Annotated in this window: 12 protein-coding genes; 8 read left to right on the top strand and 4 right to left on the bottom strand. The window is 73.1% G+C overall.

Translation table 11 applies throughout. The features are described from left to right. Positions 1-72 precede the first annotated feature (72 nt). The 4 genes from OO67_RS30875 to OO67_RS30860 all read right to left on the bottom strand — a co-directional run bounded on the left by OO67_RS30875 (position 73) and on the right by OO67_RS30860 (position 3,337). The gene (locus tag OO67_RS30875) at positions 73-540 is read right to left on the bottom strand and encodes a roadblock/LC7 domain-containing protein (RefSeq protein ID WP_033305093.1); all 468 of its coding nucleotides are present in this window, start codon (positions 538-540) and stop codon (positions 73-75) included. 38 nt (positions 541-578) lie between these two features. After that, entirely contained in the window at positions 579-1,385 is an 807-nt protein-coding gene (locus OO67_RS30870; protein WP_033305092.1) for a helix-turn-helix domain-containing protein, read from the bottom strand. After that, on the bottom strand, positions 1,382-1,786 hold the full coding sequence (locus tag OO67_RS30865) for a hypothetical protein (protein ID WP_033305091.1): 405 nt from the start codon (positions 1,784-1,786) through the stop codon (positions 1,382-1,384). The genes OO67_RS30870 and OO67_RS30865 overlap by 4 nt, the downstream gene beginning before the upstream one ends. A gap of 201 nt (positions 1,787-1,987) precedes the next feature. Next, positions 1,988-3,337 carry an APC family permease gene (locus OO67_RS30860; RefSeq protein ID WP_106972850.1) on the bottom strand — a complete coding sequence of 450 codons (1,350 nt, stop codon included), beginning with the start codon at positions 3,335-3,337 and terminating at the stop codon, positions 1,988-1,990. A 127-nt stretch (positions 3,338-3,464) separates the two neighbouring features. Here OO67_RS30860 and hutU point away from each other — a divergent pair, with 127 nt between their 5' ends. From hutU to OO67_RS30820, 8 genes are all read left to right on the top strand, one after another. Continuing rightward, a complete protein-coding gene (gene hutU, locus OO67_RS30855) occupies positions 3,465-5,129 on the top strand; it encodes a urocanate hydratase (protein ID WP_033305089.1) in 1,665 nt (554 codons plus the stop codon). A 17-nt stretch (positions 5,130-5,146) separates the two neighbouring features. Further along, the gene (locus tag OO67_RS30850; RefSeq protein WP_244300361.1) at positions 5,147-6,361 is read left to right on the top strand and encodes an allantoate amidohydrolase; all 1,215 of its coding nucleotides are present in this window, start codon (positions 5,147-5,149) and stop codon (positions 6,359-6,361) included. Beyond that, a complete protein-coding gene (locus OO67_RS30845) occupies positions 6,352-7,722 on the top strand; it encodes a formimidoylglutamate deiminase (RefSeq protein ID WP_033305087.1) in 1,371 nt (456 codons plus the stop codon). The genes OO67_RS30850 and OO67_RS30845 overlap by 10 nt, the downstream gene beginning before the upstream one ends. Positions 7,723-7,862: 140 nt before the next feature. After that, positions 7,863-9,044, top strand: coding sequence for an imidazolonepropionase (hutI, locus tag OO67_RS30840; RefSeq protein ID WP_033305086.1), 1,182 nt, complete (start codon positions 7,863-7,865; stop codon positions 9,042-9,044). A gap of 123 nt (positions 9,045-9,167) precedes the next feature. Next, entirely contained in the window at positions 9,168-10,265 is a 1,098-nt protein-coding gene (locus OO67_RS30835; RefSeq protein WP_033305085.1) for a GNAT family N-acetyltransferase, read from the top strand. A gap of 70 nt (positions 10,266-10,335) precedes the next feature. After that, positions 10,336-11,631, top strand: a complete 1,296-nt coding sequence (locus tag OO67_RS30830) for a glycosyltransferase (RefSeq protein ID WP_033305084.1) — start codon at positions 10,336-10,338, stop codon at positions 11,629-11,631. 62 nt (positions 11,632-11,693) lie between these two features. Next, a complete protein-coding gene (locus tag OO67_RS30825; RefSeq protein WP_033305144.1) occupies positions 11,694-12,473 on the top strand; it encodes a polysaccharide deacetylase family protein in 780 nt (259 codons plus the stop codon). Positions 12,474-12,719: 246 nt separating this feature from the next. Beyond that, positions 12,720-14,618, top strand: coding sequence for a hypothetical protein (locus OO67_RS30820; protein WP_244300357.1), 1,899 nt, complete (start codon positions 12,720-12,722; stop codon positions 14,616-14,618). Positions 14,619-14,675: the final 57 nt, after the last annotated feature.

The following is a 14,675-nucleotide window of genomic DNA, read 5'->3' as shown; positions in this document are numbered from 1 at the left end:
CCCGGTGGCCGGTCCGTTGCTGGCTGGTGCGTTGTCCGCCGGTGACGGGTGCGTTTCCGGCTGGTGCGGGTGTCACGTGGCATCCGGTGTGGTGGTGCGGCGGGGCAGGGCCCGGGACTGCTGGGGGCGCGGAGGGGGCGCGGTGCGTTCGGCGCGGTCCTGCGTGGCGTCGACCAGTTCGCCGATGCGCGCGCCGGCGCGGCGTCCTTCCAGATGGAGGCGGCCGACGTTGATGCGGTCCTCGGCCAGCAGGGTGAGTACGGCGGAGGAGCCCGCCGCGTACGTGGCGATGTAGCCGTTCTCGCCGCGGATCAGGAGCTCGCGGAAGCCGCCGCGTCCGGTGGCGTCGGCCATCCGGATCGAGACGCCGAGCGCGGCGGCGGTCAGTGCGGCGACGCCCTCGGCCTCGATGCCCGGGGTGTCGCGGGCGACGATCAGCCCGTCGGTGCTGGCGGCCAGCGCGCCGGTCAGGAGCGGCACCCGGGCGCGTAATCGCTGGAGCTCGTCGAGAACGTCCTGCGCTTCTGCCTCGGGCACCATCAGCTGTCTCCTCCCGGCACGCTGCCTGAGCGCGCGTATCACAAGGCCTCCAATGCGTCTCTGAGCCGGCGCAGCAGGGCGACGTCCGGGTCGGCCGTGACCTCGGGCAGCGTGACGCGGCTGTGCGCGGACACCGACGCCGGCCCGGCCGTGGCCGGGCGGGCCGCCTCGACCAGTCCGGCGGCCGCCAGCCGGCGCAGGTCGACCAGGATGTGGAAGGCCGAACGCCCCAGCTCCTGCGCGATGTCCGTGGCCGTGCGCTCGCCGTTCACCAGGGTCAGGACGCGGCGCTGGCGTGGAGGGACCGGGGCGTCGACCGGGTGGGACGTGGGAGAGAGCGGCGCGCTGTCGGTGAGTGCGTCCGGCCAGATCCGGTTCAGCAGTTCCCGGCGCCTGAGCGTCTCGCGCTGCACGGCGTGCACGGGAACGGGGCGGACCGGGCCGATCCAGTGGGAGACGCCGTAACGGAAGCGGGCCGGTGTGTGCGTGGGGGCCAGGGCGAAGAAGGCCGCGTCGTACAAGGCCCCCAGGTGGCAGAGCTCCAGCGCGCCGCCGGGGACCCGTCCGCTGTCCACGAGGTAGCGGCCGACCCGCTGTCCGGCACCCGCCTGGGCGACCGCGTCCCACCAGCCCTCGGAGCGCAGGGCGCCGCCCGTGGTGAGCAGGACGTCGATCCCGGGGGTCGCGGGGCTCTCCGCGTGGACGACCTGGCCGTCGGCGAGGTACAGGGTGCCTCGGTCGCGCATCAGCGCGCCGGTCGCCCGCTCCGCCGCGAGCCGCTGCAGCATCGGGGAGGGCGCTGCTCCTTCGGGTAAGTCCGGCCGGGTGGTGGCGGTGGGACTCATGCCAGGACCAGCCGCTCCGCTATCTCGCCGAGCCGGATGCGTGCCAGGGCGAGGTTGCCTTCCGCGCGGTCCAGCCAGAGGTGGAGGAAGACGCTGCTGTCGAAGGCCGTCTCGACGAAACGGAGGATGTGGTAGCCGGGGGCCGTGGTGACGATGACGTCCTCGACGGCTGGGGCGGGCGGGCCCGGGGGGCCGCCGGGCGCGTCCGCCTGCGCGAAGACCGGTTGTTCGGCGGCCATCCTCGCCACCTCCGCCGTCTCGGCGGCCGTGGCCTCGTGGTCGCCGTTGGGCGACTCACCGATGGTGCCGAGGGCGAGGCCACTCGTCCAGTCGACCACCGCGGCACCGCGGGCACCGGGCAGTCTCATGACCTCGATCAGGCACTCGTCGATTCCGGGCAACGCGAACTCCCCTCCCGACGTGGTGTACGGGTGTAATGGAGAGGCTACGCAACGTGTGTGCGCCTGGTGGGGGTTCTGGCATTTTCCACAGGTACATGCGGCGGGCCGTGCGGAGGACGGCAGGTGGACGCGCGACAGCCGGTCGGAACGTGTCCGGCCGGCTGTCGTTCCGCGGCGGATCCGGTCCGCCGGTGCTCGTCCTCACGCCTTCTCGCGGGCGGACATCACCGCCCTGTTGACCGCCCAGAGACCGATTCCGATCAGTACGAGGATCCCCGCCCGGATGTAGACGTCCGCGGCCCGGTCGGCCAGCGGGCTGGCCAGGATCAGGGAGGTGATCGCCCCCAGTACGGGCAGCACCGTCGGCGTGCGGAAGTGCGGGTGGTCCACCGGGTCCTTGCGCAGCACCAGCACGGCGACGTTGACGACGGCGAAGACGCAGAGGAGGAGGAACGAGGTGGTGTCGCCGAGGCCCTCGATCTCGCCGGTGGACACCAGTCCGATGGCGAGCACGGTCACGAAGACGATGCCGACCCACGGGGTGCGGCGCTTGGCGAGGACGCGGCCCATCGTGGGAGGCAGGATGCGTTCGTTGGCCATGCCGTAGCAGAGGCGCGAGGCCATCATGATGTTGATCAGCGCGGAGTTGGTGACCGCGAACAGGGCGATCAGCGCGAAGAGTTTGGGCGGGAAGTCGAGGCCGCCCGCCTTCACCACCTCGAGCAGCGGTCCGCTGGACCCCTCCAGGGTGCGGGAGTCGACCAGCAGGGACGAGACCAGGGCGACCAGGACGTAGATCGTGCCCGTCACCGCGACGCCGATGAAGATGGCGCGCGGGAACGTCCGGGCGGGGTTCTGGGTCTCCTCGGCCATGTTCACCGAGTCCTCGAAGCCGACGAAGGCGAAGAACCCGAGCGCGGTCGCGCCGAGGACGCCGGTGATCAGGGCGTATCCCGTGCCGCCCGTCTCCAGGTCGGTGAGCCGGGAGGGCTCGCCGTCGCCCGTGAGGACGGCGTAGGCACCGATCGAGAGGATCACCAGGAGGCCGCTGAGCTCGACGAGGGTCAGGACGACGTTGGCCTTCACCGATTCGGCGACGCCCCGCAGGTTGATCGCCGCGAGGGCGAGGATGAAGAGGATCGCGATGAGCGTGGGCGGCAGGGCGTCGGTGAACTCGCCGAGGTAGTCGCCGCTGAAGGCGCGGGCCGCGGCGCTGGCGGAGGCCAGGCCCGAGCACATGACCATGAAGGCGACGACGAAGGTCAGGAACGGGACCTTGAAGGCCTTCTGGGTGTAGAGCGCGGCGCCGGCCGCCTTGGGGTACTTGCCGACGAGCTCGACGTAGGAGGCCGCCGTCAGGATCGCCACCACGAACCCGATCAGGAACGGCAGCCAGAGCGCCCCGCCCACCTTGCCGGCGACCTTGCCGGTCGTGGCGTAGATGCCGGTGCCGAGGATGTCGCCGATGACGAACAGGATGAGGAGTTTCGGGCCGATGGCCCGCTTCAGCGCGGGTTCACCGGCCGGGGTCGTTGGCTGCGATGCGGGCACGTGGCCTCCCCGGGAGTGTGATGACACAAGGCCTGCCCCCGCGTGGCGCGACCCTCACCTGTTGACTAGGAGTATTCAGACGGAGAGGATGTGAATAGGAGAGTCACAGTCGCGAGGAGGCAGCCCCATGTCAGGACCCCGCCCCGTACGGGCACCGCGCGGTACGGAACTGAGCGCCCTGGGGTGGCAGCAGGAAGCCGCCCTGCGCATGCTGCAGAACAACCTCGACCCCGAGGTCGCCGAACACCCCGACAAGCTCGTCGTCTACGGCGGCACGGGCAAGGCGGCCCGCGACTGGCGGTCCTTCGACGCGATGGTCCGTACGCTGCGGACGCTCAGGCAGGACGAGACGATGCTCGTCCAGTCCGGCCGTCCGGTCGGCGTCATGCAGACCCACGAATGGGCGCCGCGCGTCCTGATCGCCAACTCCAACCTGGTGGGCGACTGGGCCAACTGGGAGGAGTTCCGCCGTCTGGAGGCACTCGGGCTCACCATGTACGGGCAGATGACCGCCGGGTCCTGGATCTACATCGGGACCCAGGGGATCCTCCAGGGCACCTACGAGACCTTCGCAGCCGTCGCCGCGAAGCGGTTCGGGGGGACGCTGGCCGGGACGATCACGCTGACGGCCGGACTCGGCGGAATGGGCGGGGCCCAGCCGCTGGCCGTCACCATGAACGACGGCGTGGCCCTCTGCGTCGACTGCGACCCCCGGGCCATCGAGCGCCGGATCGAGCACCGCTTCCTGGACGTCCGGGCCGACTCGCTCGAACACGCGCTCCAGCTGGCCGTCGAGGCACGCGACGCGCGGCGCCCGCTCTCCATCGGCCTCCTCGGCAACGCGGCGGAACTGCTGCCCCGCATGCTCGCCGAGGGCGCCCCCGTCGACATCGTCACCGACCAGACCAGCGCGCACGACCCGCTCGCCTACCTTCCCGTCGGCGTCGACTTCGACGACATGGCCTCCTACGCGGCCGAGAAGCCGGCCGACTTCACCCGGCGCGCCCGCGAGTCGATGGCCGCGCACGTCGAGGCGATGGTCGGCTTCATGGACGCGGGTGCCGAGGTCTTCGACTACGGCAACTCGATCCGGGGAGAGGCCCAGCTCGCCGGATACGCGCGCGCGTTCGACTTCCCGGGCTTCGTGCCCGCGTACATCCGGCCCCTCTTCTGCGAGGGCAAGGGGCCCTTCCGGTGGGCGGCGCTGTCGGGCGAGGCGTCGGACATCCACAAGACGGACAAGGCCCTGCTCGACCTCTTCCCGGAGAACGAGTCGCTGCATCGCTGGATCCGGATGGCCGGTGAGCGGGTCCGCTTCCAGGGGCTGCCGGCCCGGATCTGCTGGCTCGGCCAGGGCGAGCGCGACAAGGCGGGCGACATGTTCAACGACATGGTCGGCAACGGCACCCTCGCCGCCCCGCTCGCGATCGGACGAGACCACCTGGACTGTGGTTCGGTGGCTTCCCCCTACCGCGAGACGGAAGCCATGCTCGACGGCTCCGACGCGATCGCCGACTGGCCGCTCCTGAACGCCATGGTGAACGTCGCCTCGGGCGCCTCCTGGGTCTCCATCCACCACGGCGGCGGCGTGGGCATGGGCCGCTCCCTCCACGCGGGCCAGGTCTCGGTCGCCGACGGCACGAAGCTCGCCGGCGAGAAGATCCGCCGCGTCCTCACCAACGACCCCGGCATGGGCGTCATCCGGCACGTGGACGCGGGCTACGACATCGCGGAGTCGGTGGCGGAGGAGCGCGGCGTGCGCATCCCGATGCGGGAGGAAGGCACCGCGTGAGCGACACCTTCCACGCCATGTGGCGCTCGCTGCGGCCCCTCGGCCGCAGCGACGCCTCCGGCGGCTACCGCCGCTACGCCTGGACCGGAGCCGACGCCGACTGCCGCCTCTGGTTCCAGGCGCAGGCCGAGGCGCGCGGTCTCGACCACGAGGTCGACCGCAACGGCAACCAGTGGGCCTGGCTCGGCGATCCGCTCGCGGGGGACGCCGTGGTCACCGGGTCCCATCTCGACTCCGTGCCCGACGGCGGCGCCTTCGACGGCCCTCTCGGCGTGGTGTCCGCCTTCGCGGCTCTGGACGAACTCCGCCGCAGGGGAGCGGTGTTCGCCAGGCCCTTCGCCGTCGTCAACTTCGGTGACGAGGAAGGGGCCCGTTTCGGGCTCGCCTGCGTCGGTTCCCGGCTCGCCGCCGGACAGCTGACCGCCGAGGACGCGCACCGGCTCCGCGACGGGGACGGCGTCTCGCTGCCCCAGGCCATGGAGGCCGCGGGGTACGACCCCGACGCCATCGGGCCCGATCCCGGACGCCTCGCCCGGATCGGCGCGTTCGTCGAACTCCACGTGGAGCAGGGGCGCGCCCTCGACCTGACCGGGGACCCGGTCGGGGTCGCCTCGGCCATCTGGCCGCACGGCCGCTGGCGGTTCGACTTCCGCGGCGAGGCCAACCACGCGGGGACCACACGGCTCGCCGACCGGCGGGACCCGATGCTCACCTACGCCGAGACCGTGCTCGCGGCCCGGCGCGAGGCGGAGCTCGCCGGAGGTCTCGCGACCTTCGGCAAGATCGCCGTCGAACCGAACGGGGTCAACGCCATCCCCTCCCTCGTGCGGGGGTGGCTCGACTCACGGGCCGCCGACCAGGCCACTCTCGACGCCGTCGTCAGCGGTGTCGAGCGGGCCGCACGGGAGCACGCCGAGCGGGCCGGGATCGATCTCGACGTCGTACGCGAGTCGTTCACGCCGGTGGTGGACTTCCAGCACGCGCTGCGGGACGAGATCCGCCGGGTGCTGGAGAAGCATGGTCCCGACGGTGCGGGGCGCCCCGTGCCCGTGCTCGGCACGGGGGCGGGACACGACGCGGGTATTTTGTCCGCTTCCGTGCCGACCGCCATGCTGTTCGTACGGAACCCCACCGGAATCTCGCACTCGCCCGCCGAGCACGCCGCGGAGGACGACTGCGTGGCCGGGGTGAGGGCACTCGCCGACGTACTGGAAGGTCTCGCGTGCAGCTGACTACGCAACCTACGGGAACACCGGTCACCGCGACGTACTGGATGTCGCACGCCTGGCTCGGCACCCACGTGGAACCGGGCGTCCTCCTGGACGTGGCCGGCGGGCGCATCGCCGGTGTCCGGACGGGCATCGACACCCCGCCGCCCGGCGCCACCCCGCTGCACGGGCTGACCGTCCCCGGGCTGGCCAACACCCACTCGCACGCCTTCCACCGCGCGCTGCGCTCCACCGTCCAGGTGGGCTCCGGCACCTTCTGGACGTGGCGCGAACTGATGTACCGGACGGCCTCCCGCCTCACCCCCGACACCTACTACGACCTGGCCAGGGCGACGTACGCCGAGATGGCGCTGGCCGGCATCACCGCGGTGGGCGAATTCCACTATCTGCACCACGCGCCCGGCGGGACGCCCTACGACGACCCGAACGCCATGGGCGAGGCGCTCATCGCGGCGGCGGCGGAGGCGGGCATCCGCATCACCCTCCTCGACACCGCCTATCTCGCCGCCGGATTCGGGGAGAAGCCGAGCAGGCACCAGCTGCGCTTCTCCGACACCACGGCCGACGCCTGGGCCGAACGCGCCTCCCTCCTCAAGGGCGACGACGACCTCGTGGTGATCGGCGCCGCGATCCACTCCGTACGAGCCGTGCCGGCGGGGCAGCTGGCCACCGTCGCCCGGTGGGCCCAGGAACGCGCGGTCCCGCTGCACGTCCACCTCTCCGAACAGACCGCGGAGAACGACGCCTGCCTCGCCGCCCACGGCCGCACCCCCGCCCGGCTCCTCGCCGACCACGGGGTCCTCGGCCCGCACACCACCGGCATCCACAACACGCACCTCACGGCCGAGGACATCGAGCTGCTGGGAACCTCCCGGACGGGCACCTGCATGTGCCCCACGACCGAACGTGACCTCGCCGACGGCATCGGTCCCGCCACCGCCCTCCAGGGCGCGGGATCCCCCCTCTCGCTGGGCAGCGACAGCCACGCCGTGATCGACCTCTTCGAGGAGGCCAGGGCGATGGAACTCAACGAACGCCTCCGCACCCATGTGCGCGGCCACTGGACGGCGGCAGCCCTGCTCAGGGCGGCTTCCGCCGAGGGGCACGCCGCGCTCGGCCGCCCGGACGCGGGCGTACTCGAACCGGGGGCGCCGGCCGATCTCGCCACCGTCGCCCTGGACTCCGTCAGAACAGCGGGGCCGGTGCCCCGGCTGGCAGCCGAAGCGGCCGTATTCGCCGCGACCGCCGCCGATGTACGGCACACCGTGGTGGCGGGCCGGCACATCGTCCGGGACGGCAGGCACACACGGATCGAGGACGTCCCGGGAGCGCTCGCCTCGGCCGTCGCCGCCCTGTACGCCTGAGTGCCCGGCCCGGGCCCGGGCCAGGAGAGCGAGCCGGACCCGAGCCCGCGCCGGAACGACGCCTCCGGCCCGCGCCGAAGGCGCGACGGCCGACGAACCCGGCGGTCCAGCCGGGCGAACCCGACGAAAGCAGTGCCCGGATGACGACCACCACGACGACCGCCATCACCCACATCGCGAACCTGGTCACCAACGACCCCTCCCTCGGAGACGGGACCCCCCTGGGCCTGATCCGGGACGCGGCCGTCGTCATCGACGGCGACCGCGTCGTATGGACCGGTGAGACAAGCAAAGCACCCGCCACCGACAACGCCGTCGACGCGGGCGGCCGGGCCGTGATCCCCGGCTTCGTGGACTCCCACTCCCACCTGGTGTTCGCGGGCGACCGCACCGCCGAGTTCAACGCCCGCATGTCCGGCCGCCCGTACTCGGCGGGCGGCATCCGCACGACCGTGGCCGCCACCCGTGCCGCCTCCGACGACGAGCTGTCCGCCAACGTCGCGCGCTATCTGACCGAGGCGCTCCGGCAGGGCACCACCACGTTCGAGACCAAGTCCGGCTACGGCCTCACCGTCGAGGACGAGGCGCGAGCCCTGCGCGTCGCCGCCCGCCACACCGACGAGGTCACCTTCCTCGGCGCCCACATCGTGTCCCCCGACTACGCCGACGACCCCGCCGGTTACGTGGACCTCGTCACCGGGCCGATGCTGGACGCCTGCGCCCCGTACGCCCGTTGGATCGACGTCTTCTGCGAGCGGGGCGCCTTCGACGAGGACCAGGCGCGCACGGTCCTCACCGCGGGGAAGGCCAGGGGCCTGCACCCCCGCGTCCACGCCAACCAGCTGGGCCACGGCCCCGGCGTCCGGCTCGCCGTCGAACTCGACGCGGCGTCCGCCGACCACTGCACGCACCTCGACGACGCCGACCTCGACGCGCTCGGCCAGGGCTCCACCGTCGCCACCCTGCTCCCCGGCGCGGAGTTCTCCACCCGCGCGGCCTGGCCCGACGCCCGGCGCATCCTCGGCGCGGGTGCCACCGTCGCCCTGTCCACGGACTGCAACCCGGGCTCCTCCTTCACCTCCTCCATGCCGTTCTGCATCGCCCTCGCCGTACGGGACATGGGCATGACCCCCGACGAGGCGGTCTGGTCCGCCACCGCCGGAGGCGCCGCCGCACTGCGCCGCTCCGACATCGGCCGCATCACGCCCGGTGCCCGCGCCGACCTCGTGATCCTCGACGCCCCCAGTCACGTCCATCTCGCCTACCGGCCGGGAGTCCCGCTGGTCGGCGCCGTGTGGCAGAGGGGCGAGCGGGTCCTGTGACACCCCCGGCCGGGCCGGGCGCCCACCGGCCGGTCACGGGGTGTCGCGGCCGTCTACCGCTGAGTGACGCGGCCCGGTACCGTTCCGGGCAGTGTGGCTCAGGGGGCAGGACCGGGGGGTCTGGTGAGCAGCAGGCGCATACGTGTGGTCAGGCCCGGAGATCTGGGCGCGGGGGACATCGAGACCTGGCGGGAGCTGCGGGCGGAGTCCGGCGCCCCGGCGCAGCCGTTCATGGAGCCGGAGTTCGCCCTGGCCGTCGGCCGCGTCCGGCCGCACGCGCGGGTGGCGGTGATCGGCGAGGGCGCCGGGGGGACGGCGGGCTTCTTCCCGTTCGAACGGGGCCGGCTCGGCCACGGCCGGGCGGTCGGCCTCGGGGTCTCCGACGTACAGGGCGCGGTACTGCGTCCGCAGCTTCCACTGGGCGCGAAGGAGCTGCTCCGGGCCTGCTCCCTCTCCACCTGGGAGTTCGACAACCTGGAGGAGCGCCAGGGCCTCTTCGAGCCGGACGCGGCCCGCTCGCACGCCTCGTACGTCATCGACGTCGGTCACGGTTACGAGGCCTACGAGAAGGCGCTGCGCGCGCGGTCGCCGAAGTTCCTCAGGACCACCCTGGCGAAGGAGCGCAAGCTCGGCCGGGAGGCCGGGGAGGTGCGGTTCGTCCTCGACGAGCGGGATCCGGCGGTGCTGCGGACCCTGATGGAGTGGAAGTCCGCCCAGTACCGCAGGACCGGCCGCCGTGACCGCTTCGCGAAGAGGTGGATCCGCGGTCTGGGGGAGTTCCTCTTCCACACCCGGGCGCCCGGGTGCTCCGGTCTGCTCTCCGTCCTGTACGCGGACGACCGGCCCGTGGCCGCCCACTTCGGGCTGCGCTCGCGGACGGTGCTCTCGTGCTGGTTCCCGGCCTACGACCCCTCGTTCGCGAAGTTCTCGCCGGGCCTGGTCCTGCACCTGCGGATGGCGCGGGCGGCGGCGGACGACGGAGTCGGGATGCTCGACATGGGGCGCGGGGCGGCCGTGTACAAGGACGCCCTGAAGACGGGCGAGCTCAGGGTGTACGAGGGCACCTCGGCCAGGCCGGGGGCGGGCGCCGCCCTGCACTGGCTGGGCCGCGAACCCTCCCGCCGCGCGCACGACTTCGTACGGACACGGCCCCGGCTGGCGGGCCTGGCGCAGCGCGGTCTCGAACGGGCCGGCCGGCTGCGCGAACCGAAACGTCCATAGCGTCTCGACCGGGGGGACCGGAATGCCGTACGGGAACGGACGGACAAGGCACACGCCGAGGTTGCCGGACATGGGCCGGCTCGCCGGCCTCGCCGTCGCCGAGCTGGAGCTCGACGCGGCCGACGGCACGGGGGCACGGGTATGGCCCGCCCCCGGCGGGCCGCCCCTGGACACCGCCGCGCGGGACGGGGCCGGCCGGCGGATTTTCGCCCTCGTACGGCTGCGCGGGCGCCCGGTCGGTACGGTCGTCGGGCGTGTCAGGGCGGGTGACGACCCGGCCTCCGTCCTCGCGAAGCAGGCGGCGGACGAGATCGTCGTCCCGGAGGCCCCGGAGCGTCCACCGACCGGGGAGGTGCCCAGGGCCACGGTGGTCGTCGCGACCCGGGAGCGCCCCGCGCAGCTCGCCCGCGCCCTCGACTCGCTGCTCGCCCAGGACCACCCGGACTTCGAGATCGTGGTCGTCGACAACGCCCCGGCCACCGGAGCCACCCGCGAGCTGGTCACCTCCGCCTACGCGGGCCGGGGCGTGCGCTACGCGCTGGAGCCGGTGCCCGGTCTGGCCGCCGCGCACAACAGGGGTGTCGCCGTCGCCGGGGCCGACGTCCTCGCCTTCACCGACGACGACGTCATCGCCGACCCGCACTGGCTCACCGCGCTCACCCGGCCCTTCGGCGAGGACCTCCGCCTGGCCTGTGTCACCGGCCTGATCCTCCCGGCCAGGCTGACCACTCCGGCGCAGGTCCTGCTGGAGAGCCACGGCGGATTCGCCAAGGGGTTCTCCGCGCGGTGCTACGACCCCGCGCACCCGCCCGCCGACGAGCCGCTCTTCCCGTTCACGGCCGGGCGGTTCGGCTCCGGCGCGAACATGGCCTTCCGCGCCGGGCCGTTGCGGTCGGTCGGCGGTTTCGACCCGGCCACCGGCACCGGCACCCCGGCCAAGGGGGGCGACGACCTCTACGCCTTCGTACGGCTCCTCGCCGAGGGGCACCCGCTGTACTACACGCCCGACGCGATCGTCTGGCACCACCACAGGGAGCGCTGGGAGGACCTGTGCGGCCAGGCGTACGGCTACGGCGCCGGGCTGACGGCCTGCCTCACCGCGCTCCTCGTCAGCAGGCCCGCCCTGCTGCCGCCCCTGCTGGCCCGGCTGCCGCGCGGTCTCGCCCATGCCCGCACGATGACGGCGCCTCGTGCCACCGGCGCGGCAGGGCGCCCCGGCGTTCCCGGCGAGCACGGTGCGTACACCTACCCGTGGCCCCGGCATCTTTCCCGGCTGGAGCGGCGTGGTCTGCTCTACGGGCCCCTCGGATACGTACGCGCCCGGCTCGCCCTCCGTGGTGCCGCGCGCCCCTGGGAGGGGAGATGAACGCGCGCGGGCCCGGGGTGCCCGGCGGACCGGGAGGACAGGGGGTGGCCGCCCGGATACCCGTGCTGCTGTACCACGCGGTGATGGACGACCCACCGGAGTGGATCGCCGAATTCACCGTCACACCCAGGGATTTCTCGGCCCAGCTGGACGCGCTCGCCCACTGGGGCCGCACACCGGTCCCGGTCGGTGCCCTCGTCGCTCACCTCGCGGGACGTGCGCCGCTGCCGGACCGCCCGGTCGTCCTGACCTTCGACGACGGTTTCGCGGACCTGCCGGGGCCGACCGCCGAGGCGCTCGCCGGACGGTCGGTGCCGGCCACCGCCTATCTCACGACCGGAGCGCTGACCCGGTCCGGAGGGGGCAGCCTGCTGCCGCCCGCGCCGATGATGGGCCTGGGGCAGGTGCCGCTGCTGGAGCAGTACGGCATGGAGGTGGGCGGGCACACGGTCACCCACGCACAGCTGGACACGCTGTCCGGTGCGGCCCTGCGGTCCGAACTCGTCGACTCGAAGAGGGCCTTGGAGGATGTCCTGGGCCACCGGGTGGACCACCTCGCGTACCCGCACGGATACAACAGCGCGCGGGTGCGCCGTGCCGCCCGCGCCGCCGGTTACGAGAGCGCGGCGGCCGTCCGGCACGCGCTGAGTTCCGGCCGGGACGAGCCGTACCGGATCGCGCGGCTGATCCTGCGCCGGAGCCACACGGTGCGGGACCTCGAGCGCTGGATGGCGGGCGAGGGCGCACGCGTGGCGCCGTTCCCGGACTCGCTGCGGACCGTGGGGTGGCGGTGGTACCGGCGGGCGCGGGCCGCCGCGCGGGGGCCGGTGTTCGCCGGATGAGGCGGCGGGCCACGGAGAAGCGGGCCACGGCCGACGGGGGCACGGCCGACGGGCCACGGCCGACCGGGCCACGGAGGCGCGCCACGGCCGACCGGACCACGGAGAAGCGCGCTACGGACGAGTGGGCCATGGAGGAATGGGCGAGAGCACCACAAAGACACCACAAAGACGCAGCACGTTCCTATACTTCGCTTAAGGGGACAGCGGCGTGACGGCCGTGACCACATCCGTGGGGGGAGTCGCACCGTGCCACAGCATGTGCCCGCGCCGGTCGGGGAAAGCACCGCGGGGAGTGCCCAGCCGGCGCCTCCCACCGGGCAGCCCGACGCCGTCCCCCCGGAGCCGGCCCGCCGCCTCCCCGGCGCGCCGAGACCCCGGACGCTCCTCACCTGGCTGCCGTTACTCCTGGCGGCCGCTCTCTGGATCTCCTCGCTGCCGCACATCGGGTTCCGCTCGATGGGCGAGTACGGACTCCTGGACCGGCTGCCCGTCACCTACTACCTCTCCCTGCTCCTCCTGACCGCCGGCTTCCTGGTCAGCCTCCGCCGCGCGGGCACGGCCCCGTGGTGGCCCGCGTCGTACTGCGCCGGGCTGCTGATGGCGCTCAAGGGTGTACCCGCCGTCCTGTACGACTCGGAGCGCTACCCCTGGGCCTCCAAGCACGACGCGGTCATCGACCACCTGCTGGCCAACGGTGAACTGCGTCCGGACGAGGGCCTGTCCGGCAACATGTCCGCCTACGACCAGTGGCCCGGCTTCTTCACGCTCAACGGCGGGCTCGTCCGCGCCTTCGGGGCCGACAGCGCCGCCGCCTACCTGAACTGGGCGCCCGTCGTCCTCGGCCTGCTGATGATGCCGGTCCTGCTCCTGATCTACCGCACCTTCAGCGAGGACCGGCGCCTCGTGTGGACCGCGGTCTGGATCTTCCAGCTCGCCAACTGGGTGGGCCAGGACTACCTCGCCCCGCAGGGTCTCGGCTTCCTCCTCCACCTCGCCGTACTGGCCGTCGTCGTACGGCATTTCGTACGGCCGGGCTCGGCCGGGCAGCTCCGCTCGCGCGCCTGCCTCGACCCGGCCGCCGCCGCCGTCCCGCCGCCCACCGGCGTCCGGCAGCGGGCGGTCTGTGCGGTGGTCCTCGTGCCCGTGATCGTGGCCGTCAACGCCGTGCACCAGCTGACCCCCGTGATGCTCTGCGTCACCCTGCTCGCGCTCTGCCTCACCCGCCGCTACCGCAACCTCGGGCTTCTCGCCGTCGCCGGGGCGATCATGCTGGCCTGGGACCTCACCATGGGCCGCCCGCTGTTCATGGAGACCCTGGGCACCCTGCGCGACTCCCTGGGCGAACTCACCCAGAACTCCCGTGCCGGATACGCCGGCCAGCTCACCGGGGCCGGCCCCGAGCTCGCGGGGCGAGCCTCCATCCTGATGGTGCTGGCCGTCGCCGCCCTCGCGGGCGCGGCCCTCCTGCTGCGGCGCCGTCTGGCGCACAGCGCCCTGCCGCTGCTGCTGGCCTCCGTCGCGCCCGTACCCCTGTTCGTGGTCAACGACTACGGCGGCGAAATGCTCTTCCGGGTCTATCTGTTCGCGCTCCCGGGCGCGGCCTTCTTCGCCGCCGCGGCGCTCGTGCCGGCGGTCGGCGGCACCGGAGCGCACCGGGTGCGGCCGTCCGTGCGGAGAGCCGGCGCGGTCGCCCTCCCGGTGACGCTGGCCGCACTGCTCGCCGGCTTCATGCCCGCGTACTACGGCAAGGAGCGGATGAACTACACCCCGCCCGCCGAGACCGCGCTCGTCACCCGAGCCATCGACAGAGCCCCCGAAGGGGCGCTGATCCTGGCCACCACGGGTTCCTTCCCGAAGGCGCTGCACCGCTACGACCGGCTGGAGCACTGGTTCTTCGCCGAACAGGAGCTGCCCGAGAACACCGAGATGCTCAAGGATCCGGCGGGTTACCTGTCGACCAGGCTGCCCCCCGGCACCACGGCCTACGTCATCCTCACGCGTACCCAGGACATCTACACCGCCGGCGAGGGGCTCCTGCCCCCCGGCGGCTTCGCCTCACTGACCCGGGACCTCGCAGCCTCGCCGCTCTTCCATGTGGTCGAACGGACCGGACACGGCGTCGTCCTCCGCTACGACAGCCCCTGAGACCCGTCCTCACGGCGGACCCGGGACCCATCCGCACGGCAGACCCCAGACCAGGAA

The sequence above is a fragment of the Streptomyces atroolivaceus genome, assembly GCF_000717025.1.
Taxonomy (GTDB): Bacteria; Actinomycetota; Actinomycetes; order Streptomycetales; family Streptomycetaceae; genus Streptomyces; species Streptomyces atroolivaceus.
Note: the sequence above shows the minus strand (reverse complement) of the source record. Positions and strands in the feature narration are given on the sequence as shown.

Bases quoted from the DNA above. Each gene is read 5' to 3' on its own strand.
- OO67_RS30875 (WP_033305093.1), bottom strand. From the start codon at position 540: ATGGTGCCCGAGGCAGAAGCGCAGGACGTTCTCGACGAGCTCCAGCGA.
- hutI (WP_033305086.1), top strand. From the start codon at position 7,863: ATGACGACCACCACGACGACCGCCATCACCCACATCGCGAACCTGGTC.
- OO67_RS30850 (WP_244300361.1), top strand. From the start codon at position 5,147: ATGTGGCGCTCGCTGCGGCCCCTCGGCCGCAGCGACGCCTCCGGCGGC.
- hutU (WP_033305089.1), top strand. From the start codon at position 3,465: ATGTCAGGACCCCGCCCCGTACGGGCACCGCGCGGTACGGAACTGAGC.
- OO67_RS30830 (WP_033305084.1), top strand. From the start codon at position 10,336: ATGGGCCGGCTCGCCGGCCTCGCCGTCGCCGAGCTGGAGCTCGACGCG.
- OO67_RS30870 (WP_033305092.1), bottom strand. From the start codon at position 1,385: ATGAGTCCCACCGCCACCACCCGGCCGGACTTACCCGAAGGAGCAGCG.